The following is a 25,448-nucleotide window of genomic DNA, read 5'->3' as shown; positions in this document are numbered from 1 at the left end:
GCCCGTCATGGCCGCGCCGAAACCTGTTGTTCTTTGCATTCTCGATGGTTGGGGCATTGGCCCGACGCCGGAAGCCAACGCACCGGTTCTGGCCAAGACGCCGAATTTCGACCGGCTGATGGCGGAATGCCCGCACAACACTCTGATCACCTTCGGACCGGATGTGGGCCTGCCGACCGGGCAGATGGGGAACTCCGAAGTGGGGCACACCAACATCGGTGCGGGGCGCGTTGTGGCGATGGATCTGGGGCAGATCGATCTGTCGATCGAAGACGGGTCTTTTTTCAAGAACGACGCCATTGTGAAATTCGCAGGCGATGTGAAGGCCGCGGGCGGCATGGCGCATCTCATGGGGGTGATCTCCGACGGTGGTGTGCACGGCCATATCGAACACACGCTCGCGGCTGCCAAAGCTGTGACCGATCTGGGTGTGCCGGTGATCATCCACGCAATCACAGACGGGCGCGATGTGGCGCCGCAATCTGCCGATAAATTCATGGCCGATTTCGTCGCGCGCCTGCCGGAGGGTGCCAAGGTGGGGACGGTGATCGGGCGCTATTATGCGATGGACCGCGACAACCGCTGGGAACGGGTGTCGCAGGCCTATGATGCGATGATCCATGGCAAAGGGATCGAGACCGCGCCGGATGCGGTGACGGCTGTGACCGCGTCTTACGCGCGCGGCGATGTGGACGAATTCATCAAGGCGACCGTCATCGACGGGTATGCGGGCGTGAAAGACGGCGACGGCTTTTTCTGCAACAATTTCCGTGCGGACCGGGCGCGGGAGATCCTGCGTGCAATCGGTGAGCCAGGGTTTGCCGAATTCGACATCGGCAATCGCCCGACGTTTTCGGCGCTCTTGGGCATGGTCGAGTATTCCACCGGCCACAACGCCTATATGAAAACAGCCTATCCGCCGCGCGACATTCGCAACACGCTGGGCGAATGGGTCGCGAAACATGGGCTGAAACAGTTCCGTCTGGCCGAGACCGAGAAATATCCGCATGTGACCTTCTTCCTCAATGGTGGCAAGGAAGTACCGGAAGTCGGCGAGGATCGCTTCATGCCGAAATCGCCGAAGGTTGCGACGTACGACCTTCAACCGGAGATGAGCGAGCCGGAAGTGGCGGAAAAATTCGTCTGGGCCATCGACGAGGGCTATGACCTGATCGTCACCAATTTCGCGAACCCCGACATGGTCGGGCACACCGGTATTCTGGAGGCCGCTATGGCCGCCTGTGAGGCGGTGGACGATGGTTTGGGCAAGGTGATCGCGGAGCTTGAGAAGGTTGGCGGCGCAATGTTGGTGATCGCGGATCACGGCAATTGCGAGACCATGGTCGATCCGGTGACCGGCGGGCCGCACACGGCGCATACCACGAACCCGGTGCCGGTGATCCTGTTTGGTGGGCCGAAAGGCGTCAAACTGCGCGATGGCGGGCGGCTTGCGGATGTGGCGCCGACGATCCTTGAGCTGATGCAATTGCCGCAGCCGGAGGAGATGACCGGCGTGAGCCTCATCGTCAAATGAAGCGTCTCCGCGCGGCGGCGTTTGGTCTGGTCCTGAGCGGGACGATCCTGAGCGGCCCCATGGCAGCGCAGGACAACCCGGCGGATTTGGCCGAAGCCGCCTTGGTTCAGTTCAACGACGCCCATGGCGCGCTTCAGGCCGCCGAGTCTGCGACCGACCGGGTCAAGGCGTTAACCGGCGTGGTGCGCGCCTATGAGGACGGGCTGGAGGCGATGCGGGCCGGGCTCCGGCAGGTGGCGTTGCGTGAAACCGAATTGTCGCGGGAATTTGCAGACGAAAGCGGCCAGTTCGCGCAATTGCTCGGCGTGCTGATCTCAATGAAACCCGATGCCTCACCGGAGGCGTTGGTGCATCCCGGAGGACCTTTGGGGCAGGCGCGTGCGGGAATGCTTGTTTCCGCCGTCACCCCGTCGATGCAGGCGGAGGTCGAGGACATCCGCGTGCGGCTCGAGGAAATGCAGATCCTGCGGGAATTGCAGAGTGAGGCGCTCGCGACACTGTCCCGCGGCTTGCAGGACGTGCAACAGGCGCGCACCGACCTGTCGCAGGCGATGTCGGATCGCACCGACCTGCCGCGTCGGTTCACCGCCGATCCCGAGCGGATGCAGACCCTCTTGGACAGTTCAGAGACGCTTGAGGCCTTTGCTTCGGGTCTTGCGATCATGGATGTGGTCGACGGAGTGCCGCCGATCACCGATCCGAACAGCACGCGCGGCAACTGGCCTATGCCGGTGCCCGGCAAGATGCTGCGCGGCTATAACGAGACGGATGCGGCGGGGGTGAAACGTCCGGGCTGGCTATGGGCCACCCGGCCCTTGTCCTTGGTGACCACGCCCTGGCCCGCGACCGTGCGCTACAAGGGACCGTTTCTCGACTACGGAAACGTGATCATCCTTGAGCCGGCAAATGACGTATTGCTGATTTTGGCGGGTCTGGATGAGGTCTATGGAGAGATCGGCGCGGTTTTGCCTGCCGACACGGCTGTAGGTCTGATGGGCGGGGCCGCCCCCGATCTCGACGCCTTTGTCCAGAATGCCACACAAGGCACTGGCGTGGGTCTGTCGGAGACGCTTTATATAGAGGTCAGAGAGGGCGGGCAGCCCGTGAACCCCGAACGGTGGTTTGCAGGCGGTCCGCTTTAAGACGATCAAGGGTCACGCGGGCAGCGGGCCGGAGAGAGGAATGAGATGAAGAAATACATGATGGCCGGGGTTGCCGGCATCCTTGCGGGCACGCTGATCTCGACGCAATTCGCCGGACCGCTCCTCGCTCAGGAAGCGGAGAAGACGACGAATGTCTATGAGCAGCTCGATCTCTTCGGGGACGTGTTCGAACGCATCCGCGCGCAATATGTCGAGGAGGTCGACGCCGAGGACCTGATCGAGGCGGCGATCAACGGCATGCTGTCCTCGCTCGACCCACATTCCTCCTATCTCTCGCCGAAAGACGCCGCCGACATGCGGGTGCAGACATCGGGTTCCTTTGGGGGCTTGGGCATCGAGGTCACGCAGGAAGAGGGCTTCGTCAAGGTCGTGGCACCGATGGACGGCACACCCGCCGATATCGCGGGCGTCGAGGCCGGGGATTACATCACCGCCGTGGACGGCAAGAGCATCATGGGCATGACACTCGACGATGCGGTCGAGCTGATGCGCGGGCCGGTCGGCTCAGAGATCATCGTGACCCTCGTGCGCGCGGGCGTCGACGATCCGTTCGACGTCTCGATCATCCGCGACACGATCAAACTGACCGCCGTGCGGTCGCGCGTCGAAGGCAAATCCATCGTGCTGCGGGTGACGACCTTCAACGATCAGACCTATCCGAACCTCGAACAGGGGCTCAAGGACGGGATCGAGGAACTGGGCGGCATCGAGAATGTCGACGGCATCGTCGTGGACCTGCGCAACAACCCCGGTGGTTTGCTCGATCAGGCGATCAAGGTGTCGGATGCGTTCCTCGACGAAGGCGAAATCGTCTCCACCCGTGGCCGCAATCCCGAGGACAGCACCCGCGTCAACGCCACCCCCGGCGATCTGGCACAGGGCAAACCGGTGGTCGTGCTGATCAACGGCGGGTCGGCCTCGGCCTCCGAAATCGTCTCCGGTGCGTTGCAGGATCACCATCGCGCCGTGGTCGTGGGCACGAAATCCTTCGGCAAGGGCTCGGTGCAGACCGTCATGCCGCTGCGCTCCGACGGGGCGATGCGCCTGACAACCGCGCGCTATTACACACCGTCGGGCCGCTCCATTCAGGCGCTCGGCATTTCGCCGGACATCGTCGTCGAACAACCGCCGCGTCAACCCGAAGCGACGGAGGGCGAAGATGCACCGAAGTTCCGCTCCGAGGCCGATCTGCGCGGGGCGCTGAACAATGACAGCCTGACCGAAGACGAACGTGCCAAGATCGAAGAAGAGCGCGCCGCCGCCGAAGAGGCCGCGAAACTGCGCGACGAAGACTTCCAGCTTGCCTATGCGATCGACCTGCTCAAGGGTCTGTCGAAAATCGGCGACTGACACCAACCATGAGGGGCGCTTTGGCGCCTCTCTTTTCCAAAGGCTTCCCATGAGCAAAGACTTCTCCTCCCTGCCCTACCGTCCCTGTGTCGGCATCATGCTGCTCGATGCTCAAGGGCGCATTTTCGTCGGTGAGCGCATCGACACGCCCGGCGCATGGCAGATGCCGCAGGGTGGGATTGACGACGGTGAAGAACCGCAGGAGGCCGCGCTTCGTGAGCTTTGGGAAGAGATCGGCGTGACCTCCGATCTGGTCGAGGTGCTGGGTCACACCTCGGAGTGGCTGACCTATGATTTGCCGGATCACCTTCTGGGCAAGGTCTGGAAGGGCAAGTATCGCGGCCAGAAACAGCTTTGGTTCCTGCTGCGCTTCAAGGGCATGGACAAGGACATCGTAATCGAGACGGATCATCCCGAATTCAGCCATTGGAAATGGACGGATGCCGCTGGATTGGTGTCTGATATTGTACCGTTCAAGCGCGCCATTTACGAGGCGCTGGTGGCCGAGTTCAACGGCCACCTTGCTTAATTGCACGACCTAGTACTGGGCCTGATCGCGCGTCTCAGCGCAACAGTTTCAGGAATTCCTGCGACGGATAGCCATCCGGTGTCACCCCGACAGAGGTCTGATAGGCCCGGATCGCGTTGATCGTGTTCGGGCCAATGATCCCGTCCACCTTGTCGTCCAGAAAGCCCTTGCGCTTCAGGATACGCTGCATCTGTTCCTTCTCTTTGAAGGACAGCGGCGCATAGCCGCGCGGCCAGGCGGCCTGAATTTCCGCTCCCCCCTTGAGCCGGTCCGACAGGTGCCCGACGCCGATCACATAGGCATCCGCCTTGTTGTAACGTTCGAGCACAGCGAAGTTGTCGAAGATCATGAAGGCTGCGCCCTGCGCCCCAGCGGGCAGGAGGATCGAGGCCCGTCCGTAGTTCGGCACAGGTCGGCCATCGACCCCAACCACGCCCAAAGCGGCCCAATCACCGGGTGCGCGCATGTTGTCGCGGCGCGCGGACGTATAGTCGAACCCGCGCGGAAGGCGCACCTCGACGCCCCAGGGCTGGCCTTTGTTCCAACCGTGCCGCGCAAGATAGGCGGCGGTCGAGGCCAGTGCATCTGTCGGGTCGTTGGACCAGATGTCCCGCTTACCATCGCCATCCCCATCGACCGCAAAGGCCTCGAAGGACGTCGGGATGAATTGGGTGTGGCCCATGGCCCCCGCCCAGCTGCCCTTCATGTTGCGGGCATGGGTGTCGCCCTTCTGGAGGATTTTCAGCGCAGCGATGAGCTGTTGCTCAAAGAATTTGCCGCGCCGCCCGTCATAGGCCAGCGTCGACATGGCTTCGATGACGTTGATGTCGCCGCGGGTTGTGCCATAGGCGCTCTCGACGCCCCAGATCGCCGCCACCACGTATTTATCGACCCCGAACCGGCGTTCGATGGCGTCGAGTGTCTTCGCATGCTGGCGCATCGCCTTCTGGCCGTTGGACACGCGGGTGGGCGAGGCGGCGCTGTCGAGATAGTCCCAGATCTGTTTGGTGAATTCGGATTGGTAGCGATCCTTGGCGATCACATCGGAATTGTACCGCACGCCTCGAAACGCTTCATTGAGGGTTGTTTCGGAAATCCCCTCGCGCCGCGCGCGCGTTTTGAAATTCTCGATCCAAGTCTCGAATCCCGCCTGAGAGGCCACCTTTTGCACCAATCCTGCTCCCGGAAGTTGCGGCACATCCTGTGCCATACGCGCAGAGCTCTGCGCGAAAGAAGGGCTGAGGCCAAGGCCGAAAACAACACTCACGGCGCCAATCACAAGGCTACGCATACCAAACTGCTCCATTTGCTTTTGCCTCAGCCTAAACCGAATCCCCGTATGGCTTGAACCGGACAAATGCGCTGACGGCAAATTTCCGCTGTCATCTCTTAGCGCCTGCGACGCTCGACCTTTTTGCGAAGTTTATCTTTTTTCGCCTTACCCTTGTTGTACTTGCGCGACACGACACGGCCCTTCGCCCGACGCGGCCCGCGCGGCAAGCTGGCCCCGTCGATCGACAGAAGCTCCAGTTCAAGCCCGCCGGTTACAGGCACCGCCTCGGCGATGCGCACCACGACCTTTTGGCCGATGGAAATCACCATGCCGGTATCGGCCCCCATCAAGGTCTGTTCCTTCGGGTCGTAATGGAAGAACTCCGCCCCCATGCTGCGCACCGGGACAAGCCCGTCGGCACCGGTTTCGTCGAGTTTGACGAAGGCCCCGAATTTCTGGATGCCGGAAATATGCCCGGTCATCTCATTGCCGACACGTTCGCTGAGATAGGCGGCGAGATAGCGATCATTGGTGTCCCGCTCCGCCGTCATCGAACGCCGCTCAGTCTCCGAGATATGTTTTGCGGTGGATTCGAGCCTTTCCACATCCTCATCGGACAGCCCGTCCTTGCCCCATCCATGGGCCGAGATCAGCCCGCGGTGGACGATCAGATCGGCATAGCGCCGGATCGGCGAGGTGAAATGCGCGTAGGAGCGCAGAGCGAGACCGAAGTGGCCGTAATTCTCAGGATGATAATAGGCCTGCGTCATCGACCGCAGGGTCGAGATATTGATCAGCTCGTCGTGATCCGTGCCTTCGGCCTGTGCGAGGAGCCTGTTCAGATGGGAGGTGTGGATCACTTGCCCTTTGGCAAGCGTAAAGCCGGAGGCCTGCGCCACCTCGCGCAGGGCATCCATTTTCTCGTCGGAAGGTTCCTCGTGAACCCGATACAAAAGCGGCCGATTGCGATGGAACAACTCCTCTGCGGCGGCCACATTGGCGAGCACCATGAACTCTTCGATCAGCTTATGCGCGTCATAGCGATCCGCCAAAGCGACCGATTTCACCCGCCCGTCATCGCCGAGGATGATTTTGCGCTCGGGAAGATCCAAATCCAGCGGCTGACGGGCTTTGCGCGCCCGTGTGAGCGCCTCGTAGGCGCCATAGAGCGGCTCGATCACGCTTTCCATCAGCGGGCCACATTTGTCACTGACCTGACCGTCACGCGCGGCCTGCACTTCGGCGTAGTTCAACGACGCAGCCGAGCGCATCATGCCCCGCATGAACCGATGTGACAGCTTCTTGCCATCGGCGTCGATCACCATGCGCACGGCAAGGCAGGCGCGCGGCACGCCTTCGTGCAGCGAACAGAGATCGCCCGAAAGCCTGTCCGGCAGCATGGGCACAACGCGGTCCGGGAAATAGGTCGAATTCCCCCGCTTCCACGCCTCGCGATCCAGCGCAGAGCCGGGCGTCACATAATAGGCCACATCGGCAATCGCGACCCAAAGGACAAAGCCGCCTTCATTCTTGGGATCAGTGTCTAACTCGGCCCAAACCGCATCGTCATGGTCGCGTGCATCCGCCGGGTCGATCGTTACGAGCGGCAAATCGCGAAGGTCTTCGCGCCCTTTCAGACCGGCAGGTTTCGCTTTGTCGGCCTCGGCGATAACGTCATCGGGGAAATCGTCGGGGATGCCGTGTTGGTGAATGGCGATCAGGGACACCGCTTTCGGCGCACTCGGATCACCGAGACGCGTCACGATCCGCGCATTGGGCAGGCCCATGCGGTTTTTCGGCCCGGCCTGTTCCGCCTCGACCAACTCGCCATCCTGCGCGCCATAATCGTTTCCGGGGCGCACAAGAAAGTCTTTTTCATTGCCCTTATCGATCGGAACGACCCGACCGCCCTCGGCACCTTTGCGATAGATTCCGAGGATTTTGCGTGGATTAGAGCCGATTTTACGGATCAAACGGGCGACATATTGGTGGTCGTCAGCCTTCACCTCCTGAAGCTTCGCCAAGATGCGCTCGCCTTCGCCCAGCGCAGGATCGCTCTCTCTCAGAGAGAGCAAAACCTTCGGCTCCGGCCCTTCGCCCGCCCATTCCAAAGGCTTGGCGAAAAGATCGCCATCCATGTCGGGCGCAAGAACCGCCAAAACAGAGACGGGCGGCAATTTGTCAGGGTCGCGGTAGGTCTTGCGCTGTTTGCGCAGATGCCCCTCGTCCTCAAGCTCCTTGAGCACGCGTTTGAGATCAATGCGTGCCGCGCCCTTGATGCCAAAGGCTTTCGCGATGTCGCGCTTCGCGGTCTGGGTCGGGTGGTCCGAAATCCATTGCAGGATTTCGTCCTTCGTCGGGATGCTGCTCATGGCTCAACGCTACCACGCGCCGCAACGCCTCACCACTGGCAAAGCGCGGTGTCGCGCGGAATTCATCCGCGGCGGTAGAAACGCTCCATATCCGCGCCCGTGTCCACATCCGACAGTGTCGCACATCGCCCCCAAGAGAGCGAAGCCGCGGAAGCCAACGTATCCTCCAGCGCATGTTCCGTAGACCAGCGCACATTGCGAAGAAAGCCCCACGGCTGGCGCTGCGGGTGACGTAATCCGATCAGCCAGTAACCACCGTCCGTGGCTGGGCCGATCATTGCAGAATATGAGCCTAATCCAGCAAAAGAGGCTGCAATGTCGTGCTTTTCAATCTGCGGAATATCCGATCCGATCAGGCAACAGGGCCCGTCTCCGACAGAGGCAAGGCAACGTGACATGCGCGCGCCGAGATTGCCATTTCCCTGAGCAATGCGGGGCAGGTGCCCGGGCCAGATCGGGCTAAGAAGCCCGACGCGGTCCGGGTTCACCGCTAGGACGATGCGCCAGCGCGGATCTTGCAAGCTGCGAAGGGTTCGCGCCACTTGATGACGATACCACCATGTCGCCTGAACCAGACCCAAATCCCGCCCAAGTCGGGTTTTCACACGCCCCAGACGTGGTTCCTTGACCATGACGATCAGGGTCTGCGTCACAGGTCCAGCACCATGTCGGTGTGGGGGATGCCGCCGTCCATGTAGACCTCGCCTATGGTGCGAAAGCCGAAGCGCTCGTAAAATCCGATCGCGTGGTTCTGAGCGCCGAGCTTGGCCTTTTTCAGATGTGGACGGGTCCGAATTTCCGCGAGGCAAACCTCGATCAATCGCGCCCCAAGGCCGGTGCCGCGCTGCGCTTTTACGACACAAACCCGGCCGATCTTGCCGATTTCACCCTCTTCGAACACCCGCGCGGTTCCGACCGGAACCCCGTTCTCATCGACCGCCAGAAAATGTGTCGCGATCTCATCGAGATCGTCGATCTCTTCCTCGAGAGGGACCTTCTGTTCCTCTACGAACACCGCAATCCGCAACGCGATGCAAGCTTTCACATCTTCGGTAGGGGCAATGCTCACAATCATGCGAAATAATCTCGGATCAGGCAGGAATAGACCCGTTTCAGGTCTTCGATATGCTGGATTTCGACATGTTCGTCGACCTTGTGCATGGTCTTGCCGACAAGACCGAATTCGACGACAGGACAATGGTTTTTGATAAATCGCGCATCCGACGTGCCGCCGGTGGTGGAGAGCACGGGTTTTTGCCCGGTGACCTCCTCGACCGCCCCGGCAACCAGATCGACGAACCGCCCCGGCGGCGTCAGAAAGCTTTCGCCGGAAATCTGGAAGGTCACGTCGATGTCGATCCCGGTTTCCTCGGCCATCCGCGCCGCCTTCGCACGCATCCAGTCGCAGAGCGACGCACCGCTATGGGCATCGTTGAACCGGATGTTCACGGTAGCCTTGGCCTGCGCCGGCACCACATTGGTCGCGGGATTGCCAACGTCAAAAGTGGTGACTTCGAGGTTGCTCGGGTCGAAATGTTTCGTACCCTGATCCAGCGTGTGGGCGGAGAGTTCCGCCATCAGCCGCGCCAGCACAGGCACCGGGTTGTGAGTTTGGCTCGGGTAGGCAACGTGTCCCTGCACACCGCGCGCGGTGAAATAGCCGGTGATCGAGCCGCGTCGGCCGATTTTCATCATCTCGCCCATGGTGTTGGGACAGGTCGGTTCGCCCACGATGCAATCGCTCATCGCCTCCCCCGCCTCGACCATGTAATCCAAGAGCGCGGTGGTGCCATCGGTGGCATCGCCCTCCTCATCCCCAGTGATGGTGATGATAATTGCTGTATCTTTGGGCCGGTTTTGGGTCGCATAATCACAGGCCGCAGCGACAAAGGCGGCCACGCCCGTCTTCATATCCGTCGCGCCCCGCCCCCACAGGATGCCGTCAGAAATCTCGCCCCCAAAGGGCGCATGCGTCCATGCCTCGGCATCACCGACCGGCACCACATCCGTGTGACCGTTGAACCCCAATGTCTTGCTCGCCCCCTTGTCGCCCCAGCGGGCAAACAGATTCGGCGTACCGTTACGATCGATCCGAACACAGTCAAAACCCGCATCTTCGAGCGTGGTTTGCAACAGGATGAGCGCTCCTCCCTCTTCGGGTGTCACACTTGGACAACGGATCAGGGCGGCGGACAGGTCAACGGGATCGAGTGGCATCTGGGTCTCCTTTTCACACCAGACCTACCGCCCCGCCAAGCGATGGGCAATGTCGCTTGTGGCAAGGCAGTCACAAGCGCGTCTCACACCAAACCCGAACGCCAAGAAAAGATTAACAAATCTCCACAAACGTGATTTACATTCTCACAAAATAACACGAGGCGGACGGTTTTGAGCAGCATCGGGTCAACCCGGGCGTTCCAGATCAGCATTTAACAAGTATCTTGGCGCAGATGTTCTGTGCTTGATCAGCGTATGTCGAAAACCCGCTTCACAGAGGTGAACGGTTGCCTCCCATGTGGCGCGCAACCTTGTCGGAGGCGGATATGGCGTGGCTTGGCGCAGGGGCGACAGATCGAAAACCGGTTTATAACCCGCTCGGGTTGGACAAGGGCCTCTCTCGTGCAAAGGTTCCCGCACGGCGCATGGCCCTGGGTAGCCTTCTGTTGGAAACCACCATCCCGGATCAATTCCGCCAGCCCCTCGATCTTTTGACCTTTGAGCGCTTTGACCGGTTCCGCCGCAGCCTGCATATGGTTCTCGGCCCGAATGGTCGACTTTGGCTTGCGATCGAAAGCGATACCGCGCTTTCGGTCTTGTCGTTGGACCTGTCCGACTGGCGGAAAGATTCTCCCATACGCATTCTCTATGGCTGGGATCTGGCTCGAGCGACGTGTTGGCTTGGGGCCGAATGTCTCGATAGCGGCGCGGTGAAATCCGTGACGGCCGCAGAACCCGCTGCGATCCATGAGGAAGATCTCGCCCGCGTACTGTTTGCCGTCGAAGGGCCTGCTCTTGCGCCGGACGTGGGGTGTTTCGCCTTTGCCGATCATGTCGAACCTCTGGGCTATGCCGAGGGTCTTGCGCCCGGTGCGCTGGTCGAGACCGAATATGGCCCCCGTGCCATCGAAAATCTGAGGCCCGGCACACTCATCGCCACCCAGACAGGTGCGCTTTCGCCCTTGCTCGCGAATATCCGCTCGACCCTGCCCGCGGTTGGCCAGATGGCACCGCTGCGTCTGCGGCGTCCGTTTCAAAACCTGCGACAAACCCTCGAGGCCACGCCGCGCTGTGAAATCGTCACCCAAGGCATCGACACCTCTTACCTGTTCGGCGCGGAACATGTCACCGTCCGCGCCATGCATATCGCCCCCTTTTTGCCCGGTGCCTCACCCTGTCTGAACCTGCTGTCGACCCGGCATAATCTTGTTCTGGCTGACCACACCCCCTATCGGGTCGCAGGCATCGCGGTGATGCCGCTTGCACGGAATCACCGTGCCGAACACGGAGCGTCGACACGGTTGTCGCATCTAAAGGCCGACGACATTCCTGCGCGCGATGGCACCGGCCCGGCAAGTTTGTTACGCCATGAAGCCATTGCGCTTTTGTCGGAACGTTATCTTTGATCTTAGATTGAAAGCATCACCCGCCCTGTGCCATATGCGACGGGGAGATGAGGGGATGATATGAGACTTTTTTTTCGCTTTTTAGCGGCGCTCTTTCTGTTTCTCAGTCCGGCCATGCTCTGGGCGGAGAACCACAAAATCATGACCGTGACCCGCGTGCCGTTTTCCATGGAGGAAAATGGCGAACAAACCGGTTTCTCTCTCGAGCTTTGGGACGCTTTGGCCAAAGATCTCGGCTGGGAGTACGAGATTTCCCGGGTCGACAGCTTTCCGGAAATGCTTGGGGCAATCGAAGACGGCAGCGCCGATGCGGCGATTGCCAATATTTCCATCACCGCCAATCGCGAGCTGGTCATGGATTTCACCCAGCCGATTTTCGAAGCCGGTCTTCAGATCATGACCGACACCAGCGGTGGCAATGTATCGATCTGGTCTGCGGTGATGTCGCGGGACATGTTGATCGCGATTGCCGGCGCGTTTGCTCTCCTGTTCGGTGGCGGCATGTTGATGTGGTATTTCGAGAAACACCATCAGGACTATTTCGACATGCCCGCACGCAAGGCCATGTTTCCGGCCTTCTGGTGGGCGCTCAACCTGGTCGTCAACGGCGGCTTCGAGGAACGCCAGCCCCGCTCGCCCATGGGGCGTGTCTTCGGGGTGTTTCTGGTGATTTCGTCGCTGTTTCTGGTCTCGGTTTTCGTCGCCCGCATCACGGCTGTCCTGACCATCGACGCGATTCAGTCGAATGTCTCGGGGATCGGCGATCTCTACGGCAAATCCATCGGTACGGTCGAAGCCTCGACCGCAGCAGATTTCCTCACCCGGCGCGATCTGCGTTTTACCGGCTATGCCAGCCCGACCGAAATGCTTGAGGCGTTCGAACACAAGGACGTTGACGCCGTCGTCTTCGACGCGCCCATTCTGGCCTATTACGTGAACCACGAAGGCAACGGCAAAGCCCGGCTCGTTGGGCCGGTTTTCCTGCCGGAAAACTACGGCATCGCTCTGGCCAGCAACTCGCCCTATGCCAATGAGATCAATCACAGCCTGTTGAAACTGCGGGAAGACGGCACCTACGACAAGATCTACCGCAAGTGGTTCGGCATCAAATAGGCACGCATCGGACAGAAGACACCATAAGACGTGTCAGTGACGGGTTCCGTCGTCACCCTCATAGAAGGGCGTCATCTGCGCCACGATGACGGAGTTCTCGTCGAGCGCCCGCTGCATCAACTCTTTTTCCTCGTCGGAAATGTCATGGCCTTCGGCCAGGCGTTCCTCCAGTGTGCCGTAGCCGGTGACATCGAGGGGGGCGAGATCGGCCTGTTTCAGAATCGCGACGGTTTCCCGCACGGCTTCGGCCTCGTCGACACCGGAGGCATAGATCATCAGCGCCCCACCGGTGGCCTCTTTCGGCAGACCATCGCCCTCCTTGCGGCCGACTTCGACCAGGAGCGTATAGACTTTCTGACGGGAGGGTTTGGCTGTTTTCGACATAGCCTTCCTTTGCGGAGGGATCGCGGGAAAGTCAAGCATGGCATCGCAAGTCTCACTTGACGTTATGTTATTACATAATTAGATTTCGACCCCATCTCGTCGCGAAGGATCACGCATATGTCCGACCGTTTGCCCGTCACCGTCCTCTCAGGTTTTCTTGGCTCCGGCAAAACCACCTTGCTCAATCGGCTGTTGAACAACCGGGCCGGTCTGCGTGTCGCGGTCATCGTGAACGATATGTCGGAAGTGAATATCGACGCCGATCTGGTGCGCCAGGGCGGGGCGGACCTGTCGCGCACGGAAGAAACGCTGGTCGAGATGAGCAACGGCTGCATCTGCTGTACGCTCCGCGACGATCTTTTGACCGAGGTGCGCCGTCTCGCGGAGGCGGGCAAATACGATTATCTGCTGATCGAATCGACGGGCATCGCCGAACCGCTCCCTGTGGCCGCCACATTCGAATTCCGCGACGAGTATGGTGAAAGTCTGGACGACATCGCGCGGCTCGACACCATGGTGACCGTGGTCGATACGGTGAACATGCTCAACGACTATTCGAGCTTCGACTTCCTTGAGGATCGCGGCGAGGTGGCGGGCGAAGGCGACACACGGCGGATCGTGGACCTGCTGGTCGATCAGATCGAATTCGCCGATGTCATCGTGCTGAACAAGGTGAGCGACGCCGGTCCCGACAAGGTGCTGGTCGCGCGCAGGATCGTCGCCGCCCTGAACCCCGACGCCAAGGTGATCGAGACGGATTTCTCCGAGGTGGCGACCGAAGAGGTGCTTGGCACGGGCCTCTTCGATTTCGATCATGCGCATGAACATCCGCTTTGGGCCAAGGAGCTTTACGGCTTTGCCGATCACGTCCCGGAAACCGACGAATACGATGTGACGTCTTTCGTCTATCGTGCCCGCCGTCCGTTTGACCCGTCGGCCATCGAGACCGTTCTGGATGGCGATCTGCCCGGTGTGATCCGGGCGAAAGGGCATTTATGGTTGGCGACCCGGCCGGACTGGGCTGCCGAGTTTTCCTTGGCTGGGGCGCTCAGCACCATAAAACCTCTGGGAAATTGGTGGGCCGCCGTACCGGAACGTTACTGGCCGGATCACCCGGAGGGACGGGCACAGATTGCCGAGGTTTGGGTCGATGGATTCGGCGATCGGCGTCAGGAGATTGTCTTTATCGGCTCGGGGATGGATGAGGCTCTGATCCGGTCGAAACTCGACTCCGCCCTTATCGGTCCGGAAGACAAAATCGACCCGGATCTGGCCAGAACGCTTCATGATCCATTTCCAAAATGGGGGCGTGCCGCCGCATGACCAATCTTAACACCAGTTTGCGAAAGCGCAGGCGCTCGACCGATCCGATGCAGGAATTCGACCGCTTGCCACGTCCGTTGCGTCAATGGCTGTCCCAAGCGGCTTTGCCATGGTCGCCGCGCTCGGTTCGGAAACTTTGGGCTGGTGCCTTGGCCCGATATGACGGTTGCGAAAACAGCGCGCTCGCCCATCTCTCTCAGGTCGAAGCCAAGCGCTTGTCGCATGATACCAGCGCTCATCGCATTGTCTGAGCGTCATCTGACGCGGCGTGCGACCCAAATCAACAGAATCGCGCCGAAAATCCCGACGATAAGCTGCGGCACCCAAGTGTTCGCGGCGTAGATACCGAGAAGCGACAGGATCAGGTTCAGCACAAAGGCCCCCACGATCCCCAAGAGGATATTGACCAGCAAGCCCGTGTCGGCCTTCATCAGGCTGCTGGCGATCCAGCCCGCTAAACCACCGACGATGATCGACGCAATAAGTCCAAGTCCCATGTAAGCCTCCTGTGTTTTCCTTCATAAAACGCAAACGGGCGCCGAAAGGTTCCCCTTCCGACACCCGCTCAATAGTCTTTTCGCAAATCAGTCGCGCAGCAGCTCGTTGATGCCGGTTTTGGAACGGGTTTTGGCGTCCACACGTTTCACGATCACGGCGCAGTAGAGGTTCACACCGTTTTTCGACGGCATCGTGCCCGCGACGACGACCGAGTAGGGCGGCACTTCGCCATACATCACTTCGCCGGTTTCCCGGTCGACGATCTTGGTGGATTGGCCAAGGTAAACACCCATGCCCAACACAGAACCTTCACGGACGATCACGCCCTCGGCCACCTCGGCGCGCGCACCGATGAAGCAGTTGTCTTCGATGATCACCGGACCGGCCTGAAGCGGCTCAAGCACGCCACCGATACCGGCCCCGCCGGAAAGGTGCACGTTCTTGCCGATCTGCGCACAGGAGCCGACCGTGGCCCAGGTGTCGACCATGGTGCCGCTGTCGACATAGGCGCCAAGGTTGACGAAGGACGGCATCAGAACCACGCCCGGCGCGATATAGGCGGATTTGCGGACCACTGCGTTCGGCACAGCACGGAAGCCCGCCTCTTTGAACTCGGCGGTGCCCCAGCCTTTGAATTTGCTGTCAACCTTGTCCCACCAGCCGGAGCCTTGCGGACCACCGTCGTGCAGTTCCATGTCCTTGATGCGGAAGCCCAGAAGCACGGCTTTCTTGGCCCATTGGTTGACGTGCCAGTTGCCGTCTTCCTGTTTCTCGGCCACGCGGATCTCGCCCTTGTCCAGCGCGTTCAGGGTCGTCTCAATCGCTTCGCGGGTTTCGCCACCGGTCGCAGGGGTGATGGTATCGCGCGCGTCCCAGGCGGCTTCGATGGCGGCTTCGAGCTGTGCATTCGACATGTTGGTCTCCGAGGTCATCGTGAAATATAGGTTCCCGCAGGCTATAGTCGTTCAGGCCCGCCCGCGCAACGCGCGAGAGAGCACAGGCGACGAGACAAAACGACATAGAGAGACGCACATGACCGAGCAAAAACCGATTTCCCGCCGCCATCCCCTGCGCGACAGCCGGGTGGATCAGGAGGCCGCACGCCACATCCCGGACACGCCGCAGACACGCTCGCCGTCCTACCGGCTGGCGTTCACCGATGACGAATTCATGTTGCGCGACGATCTGCGACCGGTGCGCTTGCAACTCGAGCTTCTCAAACCCGACTTGATGATGCAGGAATTCGGCGTCGAAAGCACCATCGTGATGTTCGGCGGAGCCCGTATCCCCTCGCCGGACCGGAAGGACACGGCCAAAACGAAAACGCTTGCGGAGCTTTCGAAATATTACGACGAGGCGCGGGAGTTCGCCCGGATCATGACCGCGCGCAACAATGGTCACAAAGAGAACGTGATCGTCACCGGCGGTGGTCCGGGCGTGATGGAGGCGGGCAATCGCGGTGCGCAGGACGCGGGCGGACTGTCGATCGGGCTCAACATCGTGCTACCGCACGAACAGGCGCCGAACGAATATGTGACGCCGGAGCTGTGTTTCAACTTCCACTATTTCGCCATTCGCAAGATGCACTTCCTGATGCGCGCCAAGGCGATCGTCGTGTTTCCCGGCGGCTTCGGCACGCTGGACGAAATGTTCGAAAGCCTGACGCTCATTCAGACCGGGCGGATGAACCGCGTGCCGTTCCTGTTGTTCGGCAAGGCGTTCTGGGAAAAGATCATCAACTGGGAGGCGCTGGCCGACGCGGGGACCATCGCGCATAAGGATCTCGAATTGTTCAAATTCGTCGAGACGGCCGAAGAGGCCGTCAAGGCGATTGACGACTGGCCCAGCGCAGGACCGCGGCAGAGTCTCGAAGGGCGGTAATCAGAGCTTCTGTTGCAGCACGGTTCTGGCGAGATCCACCAGCACCGGGTTGGAGGCTTCCATCAGCCGGTGCATGTAACGGTCAAGCGCCATCTCCTGCACCATCGCGCCAATCGGCTGACCGGTTTCGCGGGCGAGGAGATGGAGCATGCGCACCGTGCTTTCGGGCAGAAGCAGCGTCAGTTTTTCCATGGGGGTCTCCGGTCAGAGGGGCAGAATCCGTTGTCTCTCGTAGCGGGCGCACGTCGGCAAGCATGACCGGGAAAGGGCACGCCGAAGCGTTTCATGAGGCGGGAAGAAGGCTGGCCGATCTCGACAACCGTGCAAAGCCGTTCGCCCTCCGTGGTCTGAAGGATCAGCCCACCGCTACGCGCGGCCAGCTCATAGCCTTTCGCCCTAAGCACCGCTTGCAGATCGTCCCAAGCCGTCGCATTGGCGAAATCATGGGCCAGATAGGCCATCAGGGCATGCGGCTTGCGCGGGCCCTTGTAGCCGAACGCCCCTTCGAGCGGGCGCGTGGCCGCGTCGGGGCAGTTGTCGAATCTGATCTGTCTCCGGTCCATGCCGGACTGTACCCCGGGCATGGTTAAAACGGCGTTACCACGTTCACAGCACGATGACGTGCCTGTGACATCCCCCCCGGGAATAGCCCTCCCTTCCCACCTGTATCTCTCCTGCGCACCCCCGCGCGATGCAGCATATTGGAGACCTCATGCGTATGCCCCTACTCACCCTCGCCCTGTTCACCGCAGCCCCCGCCTTTGCCCAGGTCACGACGCTTTACGATCCTTCGATCCCCCATGCCCCGCAGGACGGCGTGGTGAAACTCTATGGCGCGGGCGGTCCGCACACGGCGTTTCAGAAGGTCGCGGATGTCTGGATGGCAAAAACCGGCCAGAAGATCGAAATCATTGCCGGGCCGGAAAGCAAATGGTCGCCGATGGCGCAGGCCGATGCCGATATTCTCTGGGGCACGTCGGAGCATTCGATGACTGCCTTTCTGGAGACCTACAAAACCTTCTCCTCCGATCAGGTGGAGCCGATCTATATCCGACCCACAGTGATCGCGGTGAAACACGGTAATCCGAAAGGCATCGCCGGGTTTGACGACCTGCTTGCCCCGGGGATGAAGATCGTCGTGACCGAGGGAGCGGGGGTTTACAACACCTCCGGCACCGGCACTTGGGAAGATGTCGCCGGGCGTCTGGGCAAGCTCGAAGACGTGACGGCGTTTCGCAAGAATATTGTGAGCTATGCGAAAGGCTCGGGGGCAAGTTACCGTGCCTTTCTCGACGAGGATGCCGATGCCTGGATCACATGGCCGAACTGGCCCGCGACACATGACGAATTGGATCAGATTGAGCTGAGCCCCGAGCGCACCGTCTGGCGGGACGTCAATGTGGCCCTCTCGCCGATGGCAGACCCGGAGGCGGCCGAGTTTCTCGCCTTCCTTGTCACGGACGAGGCGCAGGCGCTGATGGCGACCGAAGGTTGGCAGCGTTAAAAGAAAGGGCCGGTTCGTCGCCGGCCCTATGTCTTATATCGCCTGACCGGCTTCTCTGAGAATTTCCTTACGCGATTTGCGTGCGCGCTCGGTGGCGGATTTGAGCTGCCCGCAGGCGGCCATGATGTCCTCACCCCGCGGCGTGCGAATGGGCGAAGCGTAGCCCGCCTGCATCAGGATCGTCGCAAACGCCCGAATGCGGTTGTTCGACGAGCGTTTGTAGGGCGCACCCGGCCATTCATTGAACGGGATCAGGTTCACCTTGGCCGGAATGCCGTCCAGAAGTTTCACCAGACGATGCGCATCTTCATCCGTGTCGTTCACATCCTTGAGCATCACATATTCAAAGGTGATGCGTTCGGAATTGGTCGCCTTGGGATATTCGCGCAGCGCTTCCAAAAGCTTCTCGATGTTCCATTTCTTGTTGATCGGCACCAACACGTCGCGGGTCTCATCGGTGGTGGCGTGGAAGGACACCGCCAGCAGACAGCCGATCTCCTGCGCGGTGCGGTGAATCTCCGGCACAACGCCCGAAGTCGACAGCGTGATGCGCCGACGGCCGAGCTGAATCCCTTCGGCATCCATCACGATCTTCATCGCATCGCGGACGTTTTCGAAATTGTACAAAGGCTCGCCCATGCCCATCAGAACGATGTTGGACAAAAGCCGCGTCTCGTCTTTCGGCGCGCCTTTTTCCGGCCATTCATTGAGGTCATCGCGCGCCATCATCACCTGACCGACAATCTCGCCCGCCGTCAGGTTGCGCACCAGTTTCTGCGTCCCGGTGTGGCAGAAGGAGCAGGTCAGCGTACAGCCCACCTGCGACGACACGCAAAGCGTACCGCGACCCTCTTCGGGGATGTACACCACTTCAACCTCATGCCCGCCGTCGATGCGCACGAGATACTTGCGCGTGCCATCCTCGGAGACCTGTTTGGAAACGACCTCCGGCACACGCACTTCGAATTTTTCGGCCAGCATGGCGCGGTAATCCTTGGCGAGGTTGGTCATCTCCGCGAAATCGCGCACGCCCCATTGGTAGATCCATTGCCAGATCTGCCCCGCCCGCATCTTGGCCTGTTTCTCCGGCGTGCCATTGTCGATCAGGGTTTGACGCAGCGCATCGCGGGTCAGCCCGACAAGATTGATCTTGTCAGAGGGCGTTTCCTTGCGCGGAAAGGTCATCACATCCTGCGTAATCGGTGCGCTGGGTTCCATGGCGGGTCTCTTCAAATCGGTGATCAAGCGGCTCACTTACAGGATTCTGCACGTGAAAGCCATATGAAAAGGCCCCGCGCTTGCAGGGCCTCGATCACATCTCATTCGCCGGGCTTACTTGCCGCAGCGTTTCGCCGCTTCTTCGACCGAGGCCGTGAACCCCAGAAGCGAGAACGTGTCCTTGGTCACCGTCCCGCGCGAGGAATGCCCGGTCAGCGTCGCCGTCGCACCGCGCTTCATCGCGGCGATGATCTTGGCGTCGTCCTCGGGCGTCACCGCCCAGGCGGTCTCGTCATCGGAATTGGTGAACAGAGTGAAGGGGGTGCCGCTGATGTCCATCGTCACCTCGGAGCCCGGCTCGAACGGATAGCCGCCGAGGAAGGAGACCTGACCGTTCACCCCGTTGCCCGGCGCGTAGGTCACGAACAGCAGGATATCGGAGCGCGTCACCGATTTCGGGCGCCCGGAACTGTCGGTGTTCAGGGTCTCTTTCGGGATCGACACAGCCCAGCAGGTCTTGGTCGGGTTGCTTTCCTCATAGACGTACCAATCGGTGTTCGATCCCACCTGATTGGTGCTCTGCTGTGCGACCACGGGCGCGGCCATTCCGACCAGCGCCACGGCAAACAGGGTCTGTCTCACGAAAAAACTCATTGATCTCTCGCTGCCTCTCATTCATCGGCCAATTCTGACCTCGTCCTCCGCTGTCTATAGCTGCGGTTTTTCGCCGGGGTCAGGCCATTTTCATCATCTTCGGGGCACAGTAACGTAATTCCGCCGATTTGGGAAAGGCCCTTGGCAGAAATTCGCTGAAACGTGAAAGCCCTGCGGCTGCATCGGCTTTCCGATGGCCGAAATACTCAAAACCATTCGGAAATGAGCTTGAGGGCCAGAGCAGTGGAGGCGATGACCAGCACCGGCTTGATCAGCTTCGCCCCGACTTTCGTGGCGAGCGTCGAGCCGACATAAGCGCCTGCGATCTGCGCCGCGCCCATGGCGAGACCGAGCATCCAAAGAGGCTTGGCCACAAGTACAAATCCCACGAGCCCGCCGACGTTCGAGGCGAAGTTCAGAAGTTTGGTGTGCGCCGTGGCCTTGAGGATGCCGTAACCCGCAAGGCTGACGAAGCCGAGCATGAAAAACGCGCCCGTCCCCGGCCCCAAAAGCCCATCGTAGAAACCGATGAAGGGCACGAATGTGGTGGCGAAGAGCACCGGCGTGATGCGCTGGGTGCGGTCCATGTCGTTGAGACCCGGCTTGAAGGCGAAAAACAGCGCGATCGCAATCAGCAGCACCGGCAGGCCAAGGCGGATCACATCGGTGGGCAGGGAACTTGCCAAAAGCGCGCCGAAAACGGCGCCCGTGAAGGACAAAAGCGCCGGGCCGATCTGTTTGCGCAGGTCGACATGCCCGGCGCGGGCGTAGTTGATCGCGGCCATCCCCGCGCCAAAGAGGCCCTGCACCTTGTTGGTCGCCAGCGCCTGCACCGGCGGGATGCCCGCAAGCATCAGGACCGGCACGGTGATCAGCCCGCCGCCGCCCGCGATACTGTCGACGAAGCCAGCCGCGAAGGCTGCGGCGATGAGAATCAGCAGAAGGTCGAGAGAGACCTCAAACATCGGCAAAGTCGGATTTGGCGTAGCCTTGCACGTAGAGGAGCGCCGAAAGATCGCCATGGTTAATGCGGATGTCGCATTCGGCGGCAACCGAAGGTTTGGCATGAAGCGCCACGCCCGCGCCCGCCAGTTTCAACATGCCGAGATCGTTGGCACCATCGCCCACGGCGATCACGTCGGAATGCGGGATGCCGAGACGTTCGGAAATTTCTTCGAGCGCCTGAACCTTGGCCGCACGGCCGAGAATCGGCAGTCCGGGTTTGCCCACCAACTCACCGTTTTCGATCAAAAGCGTGTTGGCGCGGTTTTCATCGAATCCCAGCGCGTCGGCAACGTAACCGGTGAAGGCGGTGAAGCCGCCGGACACCAGCGCGCAATAGGCCCCGTCGCGTTTCATCGTCGCCAACAACGCCTTGCCGCCGGGCATAAACGTGATGCGCTCGTCGATGACTTTCTGGATGACGCTCTCCGGCAGACCTTTCAAAAGCCCGACCCGTTCGGTCAGCGCGCCCTCGAAATCCAGTTCGCCGTTCATCGCCTTGGCAGTGATCTCCTTGACCCGTTCGCCAACCCCCGCAACATCCGCCAGCTCGTCGATACATTCCTGTTGGATCATGGTCGAATCCATATCCGCCAAGAGCATTTTCTTGCGACGCCCCTCGGCAGGAAGAACAATCATGTCAATGCCTTGGCCTTGCAGACCCTGCCAGACGTCCCATTGGTTCGACGGCACGCTCTCGACCATGAATTCCACCGCTTCGCCAAGCGCGAGCCAGATGAGATCGCCGCCGCCCCAAGCCGAACGCAGGGCATCGGCGGTGGTCAGATTGAGCGCGGGAGAGGCGGGGTTGGTCAGAAGCGTGACGACGTACATGGCGGGCTCCGAAGGGTCATGTGGAGGGCAAAACTCGCTTGCCTGATAGCGCGCGGAGGCCGGGCTTTCCAGTCTTAACCTCCTGCTCACCTTCGCAGAAGAATTCATGGGGATTTTTGCGACGCACACGAAAATGGGAATTGCCAGATGCACGGAAAGGGCATAGATGCAGCGCCGGGACACCTCTCCCCAACGAGAGGCATTTATCTGGAAGGATAGCATATATGGCTACCAAGCACCCGCAAACGCGCCCCGCTAACCCGCGTTTCTCCTCTGGCCCCTGCGCCAAAATCCCCAATTTCTCCGTCGAAATGCTGGCTGACGCGCCTCTGGGCCGCTCGCACCGTGCCAAAGTTGGCAAGGACAAGCTGAAAGCCGCCATCGAAACGACCCGCGAAATTCTGGGCGTTCCCGCAGATTACAAAATCGGGATCGTGCCCGCCTCCGACACCGGCGCCGTCGAAATGGCGCTCTGGTCGCTTCTGGGTGCCCGCAAAGCCACCATGTGCGCATGGGAATCCTTCGGTTCCGGCTGGGTCACCGATGTTGTGAAACAGCTCAAGATCGACGCCGAAGTGAAGGTCGCTGACTACGGTCAGATCGTCGACTTCGCCGATGTCGATTTCAACACCGACGTGGTCTTCACCTGGAACGGCACCACATCTGGTGTGCGCGTCCCGAATGGCGACAAGATCCCCGCCGACCGCGAAGGTCTGACCATCTGCGACGCGACCTCCGCCGCGTTTGCGATGGACCTGCCGTGGGACAAGCTCGACGTCACCACCTTCTCCTGGCAGAAGGTGATGGGCGGCGAAGCGGCGCACGGGATGCTGATCCTGTCTCCGCGCGCGGTCGAGCGCCTGGAAAGCTACACGCCCGCTTGGCCGATGCCGAAGATTTTCCGCATGACCAAAGGCGGCAAGCTGATCGAAGGCATCTTCGTCGGCGAAACGATCAACACGCCCTCCATGCTGGCGGTCGAGGATTACCTCGTGGCGCTGGATTGGGCGAAGAAAATCGGCGGTCTGCCGAAGCTGATCGAACGCTCCACCACCAACGCGAAAGTGCTCTGGGACTTCTGTGATCGTCACGACTGGATCGCCAACCTCGCCGAGGATGACGCGACCCGTTCGAACACCTCCGTGTGTCTGAAGTTCACCGACGACCGCATCAAGGACGGTGCGGTCTTCGCGAAGGCCGTGGCGAAGAAACTCGAAGAGCACGGTGCAGCCTATGACGTGGGCGCTTATCGTGACGCCCCCGCCGGTCTGCGTGTGTGGTGTGGTGCGACGGTCGAATCCTCGGACATCGAAGCCCTGACCCTCTGGCTCAAATGGGCCTTCGAAGAGTGCATCAACGAGCAATAATCTCTGATTTTTGACGGTCGGCAAAACGTCGGACTTCTGTCGGACATGTGTCGGACCTCATTGGACCAAAGCGCCGGGCGAAAACGCCCGGCTCCCAATCCCAACATCTTCCTGAGGAGTGCCCAACATGGCCCCCAAAGTTCTCGTCTCCGACAAGCTGTCGGAAACCGCCGTCCAGATTTTCCGCGATCGCGGCATCGAAGTGGACTTCATGCCGGAACTCGGCAAAGACAAAGACAAGCTGGCTGAAGTCATCGGCAAATACGACGGTCTCGCGATCCGCTCCGCGACCAAAGTGACGCCTGCTCTTCTGGAGCATGCCACCAACCTGAAAGTCGTGGGTCGCGCCGGGATCGGCACCGACAACGTCGACAAGGAAGCCGCGTCGAAAAAAGGTGTGATCGTGATGAACACGCCGTTCGGCAACATGATCACCACCGCAGAACACGCCATCGCGCTGATGTTTGCGGTCGCCCGTCAGATCCCCGCCGCCGATGCTTCGACGCAAGCCGGCAAATGGGAAAAATCCAAATTCATGGGTGTCGAACTGACCGCCAAGACGCTGGGCGTCATCGGCGCGGGCAACATCGGTGGCATCGTCTGCAACCGTGCGCTCGGCCTGAAGATGAAAGTGGTCGCCTACGATCCGTTCCTCTCCGAAGAGCGCGCCGCCGAAATGGGTGTGGAAAAAGTCGAGCTCGACGAGCTGCTGAAACGCGCCGATTTCATCACGCTGCACGTGCCGCTGACCGACAGCACCCGCAACATCCTCTCGAAAGAGAACCTTGAGAAGACCAAGAAAGGCGTGCGCATCATCAACTGTGCCCGCGGCGGTCTTGTCGATGAGGTCGCTCTCGCCGAGCTGATCAAATCCGGTCATGTCGCTGGTGCGGCTTTCGACGTGTTCTCCGAAGAACCCGCCGTCGACAACCCGCTGTTCGGTCTTCCGAACGTGGTCTGCACCCCGCACCTCGGCGCGTCCACCACGGAAGCGCAGGAAAACGTGGCGCTGCAAGTGGCCGAGCAAATGTCGAACTACCTGATGGACGGCGCCGTCGAGAACGCGCTGAACATGCCGTCGATGACCGCCGAAGAAGCCAAGGTCATGGGCCCGTGGGTCAAGCTCGCCGAAGCTCTGGGCTCTTTCATCGGTCAGGTGACCGAGGAAGCCATCGAGACGATCAACATCACCTATGATGGCGTCGCCTCCGGGATGAACCTCAAGGCGCTCGAAGCCGCCGTCGTGGCCGGGATCATGCAGGCCGTGAACCCGGATGTGAACATGGTCTCCGCGCCGCTGATCGCGAAAGAGCGTGGCATCCAGCTTTCGAAAACCACGCAGGATGCGTCGGGTTCGTTCGAGGGTTACATCAAGCTCGACATCCAGACCGTCGAGAAATACCGCACCATCGCAGGCACGGTGTTCTCCGATGGCAAGCCGCGCTTCATCCAGATCAAAGGCATCACCATCGACTCCGAAGTGGGCGAGCACATGCTCTACACCACCAATAAGGACGTGCCGGGCATCATCGGCAAACTCGGGACCCTTCTGGCCGAGCACAACGAGAACATCGCGAACTTCACGCTGGGTCGTGCCAAAGCAGGTGGCGACGCGATCGCGATGACCTTCCTCGACACGCCGGTGAAACCGGAAACCGTGAAAGCGCTGAAGGACTCCGGTCTGTTCCAGCGTGTGATCCCGCTGCACTTCAAAGCCTGATCGCACACCAGCCTTTTACAAAACAATCAGGAGGGCCGCTGGACAAACCAGCGGCCCTTCGTTTTACGTCGGGTGACCAAAGTTGTAACGTAGACGCCGTGTACGC

The 25,448-nt window shown here is 60.5% G+C and carries 26 protein-coding genes; 12 read left to right on the top strand and 14 right to left on the bottom strand.

All coding sequences use genetic code 11. The annotated features are described in order from the left end of the window. Positions 1 to 7 precede the first annotated feature (7 nt). Genes gpmI through V1471_RS15325 form a run of 4 tightly spaced genes read left to right on the top strand, consistent with a single transcriptional unit; the run spans position 8 to position 4,576 of the window. Positions 8 to 1,534 carry a 2,3-bisphosphoglycerate-independent phosphoglycerate mutase gene (gpmI, locus tag V1471_RS15340; RefSeq protein ID WP_434289881.1) on the top strand — a complete coding sequence of 509 codons (1,527 nt, stop codon included), beginning with the start codon at positions 8 to 10 and terminating at the stop codon, positions 1,532 to 1,534. Beyond that, positions 1,531 to 2,676, top strand: coding sequence for a murein hydrolase activator EnvC family protein (locus V1471_RS15335; RefSeq protein ID WP_434289880.1), 1,146 nt, complete (start codon positions 1,531 to 1,533; stop codon positions 2,674 to 2,676). Before gpmI ends, V1471_RS15335 begins: the two co-directional genes overlap by 4 nt. Before the next feature lie 45 nt (positions 2,677 to 2,721). Then, the gene (locus V1471_RS15330) at positions 2,722 to 4,047 is read left to right on the top strand and encodes a S41 family peptidase (RefSeq protein ID WP_434289879.1); all 1,326 of its coding nucleotides are present in this window, start codon (positions 2,722 to 2,724) and stop codon (positions 4,045 to 4,047) included. 49 nt (positions 4,048 to 4,096) lie between these two features. Next, on the top strand, positions 4,097 to 4,576 hold the full coding sequence (locus V1471_RS15325; RefSeq protein ID WP_434289878.1) for an RNA pyrophosphohydrolase: 480 nt from the start codon (positions 4,097 to 4,099) through the stop codon (positions 4,574 to 4,576). Positions 4,577 to 4,610: 34 nt separating this feature from the next. Here the strand turns inward: V1471_RS15325 and V1471_RS15320 are convergent, their stop codons facing one another. The 5 genes from V1471_RS15320 to dapE form a co-directional block, all read right to left on the bottom strand. Continuing rightward, a complete protein-coding gene (locus V1471_RS15320) occupies positions 4,611 to 5,786 on the bottom strand; it encodes a lytic murein transglycosylase (RefSeq protein WP_434290956.1) in 1,176 nt (391 codons plus the stop codon). A 179-nt stretch (positions 5,787 to 5,965) separates the two neighbouring features. Beyond that, the gene (rnr, locus tag V1471_RS15315; RefSeq protein ID WP_434289877.1) at positions 5,966 to 8,221 is read right to left on the bottom strand and encodes a ribonuclease R; all 2,256 of its coding nucleotides are present in this window, start codon (positions 8,219 to 8,221) and stop codon (positions 5,966 to 5,968) included. Positions 8,222 to 8,283: 62 nt separating this feature from the next. Then, complete coding sequence (locus V1471_RS15310) at positions 8,284 to 8,874, bottom strand: TIGR04282 family arsenosugar biosynthesis glycosyltransferase (RefSeq protein WP_434289876.1); 591 nt, start codon at positions 8,872 to 8,874, stop codon at positions 8,284 to 8,286. After that, positions 8,871 to 9,296, bottom strand: a complete 426-nt coding sequence (locus V1471_RS15305; protein WP_434289875.1) for a GNAT family N-acetyltransferase — start codon at positions 9,294 to 9,296, stop codon at positions 8,871 to 8,873. Before V1471_RS15305 ends, V1471_RS15310 begins: the two co-directional genes overlap by 4 nt. Beyond that, positions 9,293 to 10,438 (bottom strand): succinyl-diaminopimelate desuccinylase, encoded by a 1,146-nt coding sequence (dapE, locus tag V1471_RS15300; protein WP_434289874.1) that lies wholly within the window; start codon positions 10,436 to 10,438, stop codon positions 9,293 to 9,295. The genes V1471_RS15305 and dapE overlap by 4 nt, the downstream gene beginning before the upstream one ends. Before the next feature lie 296 nt (positions 10,439 to 10,734). On the opposite strand from dapE, the gene V1471_RS15295 reads away from it, so the two are divergent. Together V1471_RS15295 and V1471_RS15290 are read left to right on the top strand one after the other, a co-directional pair. Further along, positions 10,735 to 11,844 carry a Hint domain-containing protein gene (locus tag V1471_RS15295; RefSeq protein ID WP_434289873.1) on the top strand — a complete coding sequence of 370 codons (1,110 nt, stop codon included), beginning with the start codon at positions 10,735 to 10,737 and terminating at the stop codon, positions 11,842 to 11,844. A gap of 60 nt (positions 11,845 to 11,904) precedes the next feature. Further along, entirely contained in the window at positions 11,905 to 12,957 is a 1,053-nt protein-coding gene (locus V1471_RS15290; RefSeq protein ID WP_434289872.1) for a transporter substrate-binding domain-containing protein, read from the top strand. 33 nt (positions 12,958 to 12,990) lie between these two features. Here the strand turns inward: V1471_RS15290 and V1471_RS15285 are convergent, their stop codons facing one another. Then, a complete protein-coding gene (locus tag V1471_RS15285) occupies positions 12,991 to 13,341 on the bottom strand; it encodes a hypothetical protein (RefSeq protein ID WP_434289871.1) in 351 nt (116 codons plus the stop codon). A gap of 117 nt (positions 13,342 to 13,458) precedes the next feature. On the opposite strand from V1471_RS15285, the gene V1471_RS15280 reads away from it, so the two are divergent. Continuing rightward, positions 13,459 to 14,664, top strand: coding sequence for a GTP-binding protein (locus V1471_RS15280; protein WP_434289870.1), 1,206 nt, complete (start codon positions 13,459 to 13,461; stop codon positions 14,662 to 14,664). Continuing rightward, positions 14,661 to 14,915 (top strand): DUF6525 family protein, encoded by a 255-nt coding sequence (locus V1471_RS15275; RefSeq protein ID WP_434289869.1) that lies wholly within the window; start codon positions 14,661 to 14,663, stop codon positions 14,913 to 14,915. Before V1471_RS15280 ends, V1471_RS15275 begins: the two co-directional genes overlap by 4 nt. Positions 14,916 to 14,918: 3 nt before the next feature. On the opposite strand, the gene V1471_RS15270 is transcribed toward V1471_RS15275, so the two are convergent. Both V1471_RS15270 and dapD read right to left on the bottom strand, forming a co-directional pair. Continuing rightward, complete coding sequence (locus V1471_RS15270; RefSeq protein ID WP_434289868.1) at positions 14,919 to 15,161, bottom strand: GlsB/YeaQ/YmgE family stress response membrane protein; 243 nt, start codon at positions 15,159 to 15,161, stop codon at positions 14,919 to 14,921. An 87-nt stretch (positions 15,162 to 15,248) separates the two neighbouring features. Next, the gene (gene dapD / locus V1471_RS15265; protein ID WP_434289867.1) at positions 15,249 to 16,076 is read right to left on the bottom strand and encodes a 2,3,4,5-tetrahydropyridine-2,6-dicarboxylate N-succinyltransferase; all 828 of its coding nucleotides are present in this window, start codon (positions 16,074 to 16,076) and stop codon (positions 15,249 to 15,251) included. 118 nt (positions 16,077 to 16,194) lie between these two features. On the opposite strand from dapD, the gene V1471_RS15260 reads away from it, so the two are divergent. Next, positions 16,195 to 17,043, top strand: a complete 849-nt coding sequence (locus V1471_RS15260; protein WP_434289866.1) for a TIGR00730 family Rossman fold protein — start codon at positions 16,195 to 16,197, stop codon at positions 17,041 to 17,043. Here V1471_RS15260 and V1471_RS15255 read toward each other — a convergent pair whose 3' ends face one another. Continuing rightward, entirely contained in the window at positions 17,044 to 17,235 is a 192-nt protein-coding gene (locus V1471_RS15255) for a hypothetical protein (protein WP_066707294.1), read from the bottom strand. Continuing rightward, positions 17,223 to 17,627, bottom strand: coding sequence for a hypothetical protein (locus V1471_RS15250; protein ID WP_434289865.1), 405 nt, complete (start codon positions 17,625 to 17,627; stop codon positions 17,223 to 17,225). The genes V1471_RS15255 and V1471_RS15250 overlap by 13 nt, the downstream gene beginning before the upstream one ends. Before the next feature lie 128 nt (positions 17,628 to 17,755). Here V1471_RS15250 and V1471_RS15245 point away from each other — a divergent pair, with 128 nt between their 5' ends. Further along, complete coding sequence (locus V1471_RS15245; protein ID WP_434289864.1) at positions 17,756 to 18,547, top strand: substrate-binding domain-containing protein; 792 nt, start codon at positions 17,756 to 17,758, stop codon at positions 18,545 to 18,547. A gap of 33 nt (positions 18,548 to 18,580) precedes the next feature. Here the strand turns inward: V1471_RS15245 and rlmN are convergent, their stop codons facing one another. The 4 genes from rlmN to serB all read right to left on the bottom strand — a co-directional run bounded on the left by rlmN (position 18,581) and on the right by serB (position 22,255). Beyond that, entirely contained in the window at positions 18,581 to 19,765 is a 1,185-nt protein-coding gene (rlmN, locus tag V1471_RS15240; protein WP_434289863.1) for a 23S rRNA (adenine(2503)-C(2))-methyltransferase RlmN, read from the bottom strand. Positions 19,766 to 19,879: 114 nt separating this feature from the next. Next, entirely contained in the window at positions 19,880 to 20,419 is a 540-nt protein-coding gene (locus V1471_RS15235) for an invasion associated locus B family protein (RefSeq protein WP_434289862.1), read from the bottom strand. A 206-nt stretch (positions 20,420 to 20,625) separates the two neighbouring features. Then, a complete protein-coding gene (locus V1471_RS15230) occupies positions 20,626 to 21,384 on the bottom strand; it encodes a TSUP family transporter (protein WP_434289861.1) in 759 nt (252 codons plus the stop codon). After that, positions 21,377 to 22,255 (bottom strand): phosphoserine phosphatase SerB, encoded by an 879-nt coding sequence (gene serB / locus V1471_RS15225; protein ID WP_434289860.1) that lies wholly within the window; start codon positions 22,253 to 22,255, stop codon positions 21,377 to 21,379. Before serB ends, V1471_RS15230 begins: the two co-directional genes overlap by 8 nt. 224 nt (positions 22,256 to 22,479) lie before the next feature. Here serB and V1471_RS15220 point away from each other — a divergent pair, with 224 nt between their 5' ends. Then, on the top strand, positions 22,480 to 23,622 hold the full coding sequence (locus V1471_RS15220; protein ID WP_434289859.1) for a phosphoserine transaminase: 1,143 nt from the start codon (positions 22,480 to 22,482) through the stop codon (positions 23,620 to 23,622). 127 nt (positions 23,623 to 23,749) lie between these two features. Next, the gene (serA, locus tag V1471_RS15215; protein ID WP_434289858.1) at positions 23,750 to 25,342 is read left to right on the top strand and encodes a phosphoglycerate dehydrogenase; all 1,593 of its coding nucleotides are present in this window, start codon (positions 23,750 to 23,752) and stop codon (positions 25,340 to 25,342) included. Positions 25,343 to 25,448 lie beyond the last annotated feature (106 nt).

This window comes from Celeribacter sp. SCSIO 80788 (genome assembly GCF_051054295.1).
Lineage (GTDB): Bacteria > Pseudomonadota > Alphaproteobacteria > Rhodobacterales > Rhodobacteraceae > Celeribacter.
This window is presented reverse-complemented; position numbering and strand designations above follow the sequence as displayed.

Excerpts from the sequence above, each read along its gene's own strand:
- V1471_RS15320 (WP_434290956.1), bottom strand. The coding sequence starts at position 5,786 with ATGGCACAGGATGTGCCGCAACTTCCGGGAGCAGGATTGGTGCAAAAG.
- serA (WP_434289858.1), top strand. The coding sequence starts at position 23,750 with ATGGCCCCCAAAGTTCTCGTCTCCGACAAGCTGTCGGAAACCGCCGTC.
- rnr (WP_434289877.1), bottom strand. The coding sequence starts at position 8,221 with ATGAGCAGCATCCCGACGAAGGACGAAATCCTGCAATGGATTTCGGAC.
- gpmI (WP_434289881.1), top strand. The coding sequence starts at position 8 with ATGGCCGCGCCGAAACCTGTTGTTCTTTGCATTCTCGATGGTTGGGGC.
- V1471_RS15335 (WP_434289880.1), top strand. The coding sequence starts at position 1,531 with ATGAAGCGTCTCCGCGCGGCGGCGTTTGGTCTGGTCCTGAGCGGGACG.
- V1471_RS15250 (WP_434289865.1), bottom strand. The coding sequence starts at position 17,627 with ATGCCCGGGGTACAGTCCGGCATGGACCGGAGACAGATCAGATTCGAC.
- V1471_RS15260 (WP_434289866.1), top strand. The coding sequence starts at position 16,195 with ATGACCGAGCAAAAACCGATTTCCCGCCGCCATCCCCTGCGCGACAGC.
- V1471_RS15325 (WP_434289878.1), top strand. The coding sequence starts at position 4,097 with ATGAGCAAAGACTTCTCCTCCCTGCCCTACCGTCCCTGTGTCGGCATC.
- V1471_RS15235 (WP_434289862.1), bottom strand. The coding sequence starts at position 20,419 with ATGAGTTTTTTCGTGAGACAGACCCTGTTTGCCGTGGCGCTGGTCGGA.
- V1471_RS15295 (WP_434289873.1), top strand. The coding sequence starts at position 10,735 with ATGTGGCGCGCAACCTTGTCGGAGGCGGATATGGCGTGGCTTGGCGCA.
- V1471_RS15230 (WP_434289861.1), bottom strand. The coding sequence starts at position 21,384 with ATGTTTGAGGTCTCTCTCGACCTTCTGCTGATTCTCATCGCCGCAGCC.
- dapD (WP_434289867.1), bottom strand. The coding sequence starts at position 16,076 with ATGTCGAATGCACAGCTCGAAGCCGCCATCGAAGCCGCCTGGGACGCG.
- V1471_RS15270 (WP_434289868.1), bottom strand. The coding sequence starts at position 15,161 with ATGGGACTTGGACTTATTGCGTCGATCATCGTCGGTGGTTTAGCGGGC.
- serB (WP_434289860.1), bottom strand. The coding sequence starts at position 22,255 with ATGTACGTCGTCACGCTTCTGACCAACCCCGCCTCTCCCGCGCTCAAT.
- V1471_RS15305 (WP_434289875.1), bottom strand. The coding sequence starts at position 9,296 with ATGATTGTGAGCATTGCCCCTACCGAAGATGTGAAAGCTTGCATCGCG.
- dapE (WP_434289874.1), bottom strand. The coding sequence starts at position 10,438 with ATGCCACTCGATCCCGTTGACCTGTCCGCCGCCCTGATCCGTTGTCCA.
- V1471_RS15330 (WP_434289879.1), top strand. The coding sequence starts at position 2,722 with ATGAAGAAATACATGATGGCCGGGGTTGCCGGCATCCTTGCGGGCACG.
- V1471_RS15290 (WP_434289872.1), top strand. The coding sequence starts at position 11,905 with ATGAGACTTTTTTTTCGCTTTTTAGCGGCGCTCTTTCTGTTTCTCAGT.
- V1471_RS15220 (WP_434289859.1), top strand. The coding sequence starts at position 22,480 with ATGGCTACCAAGCACCCGCAAACGCGCCCCGCTAACCCGCGTTTCTCC.
- V1471_RS15255 (WP_066707294.1), bottom strand. The coding sequence starts at position 17,235 with ATGGAAAAACTGACGCTGCTTCTGCCCGAAAGCACGGTGCGCATGCTC.
- rlmN (WP_434289863.1), bottom strand. The coding sequence starts at position 19,765 with ATGGAACCCAGCGCACCGATTACGCAGGATGTGATGACCTTTCCGCGC.
- V1471_RS15285 (WP_434289871.1), bottom strand. The coding sequence starts at position 13,341 with ATGTCGAAAACAGCCAAACCCTCCCGTCAGAAAGTCTATACGCTCCTG.
- V1471_RS15275 (WP_434289869.1), top strand. The coding sequence starts at position 14,661 with ATGACCAATCTTAACACCAGTTTGCGAAAGCGCAGGCGCTCGACCGAT.
- V1471_RS15280 (WP_434289870.1), top strand. The coding sequence starts at position 13,459 with ATGTCCGACCGTTTGCCCGTCACCGTCCTCTCAGGTTTTCTTGGCTCC.
- V1471_RS15245 (WP_434289864.1), top strand. The coding sequence starts at position 17,756 with ATGCGTATGCCCCTACTCACCCTCGCCCTGTTCACCGCAGCCCCCGCC.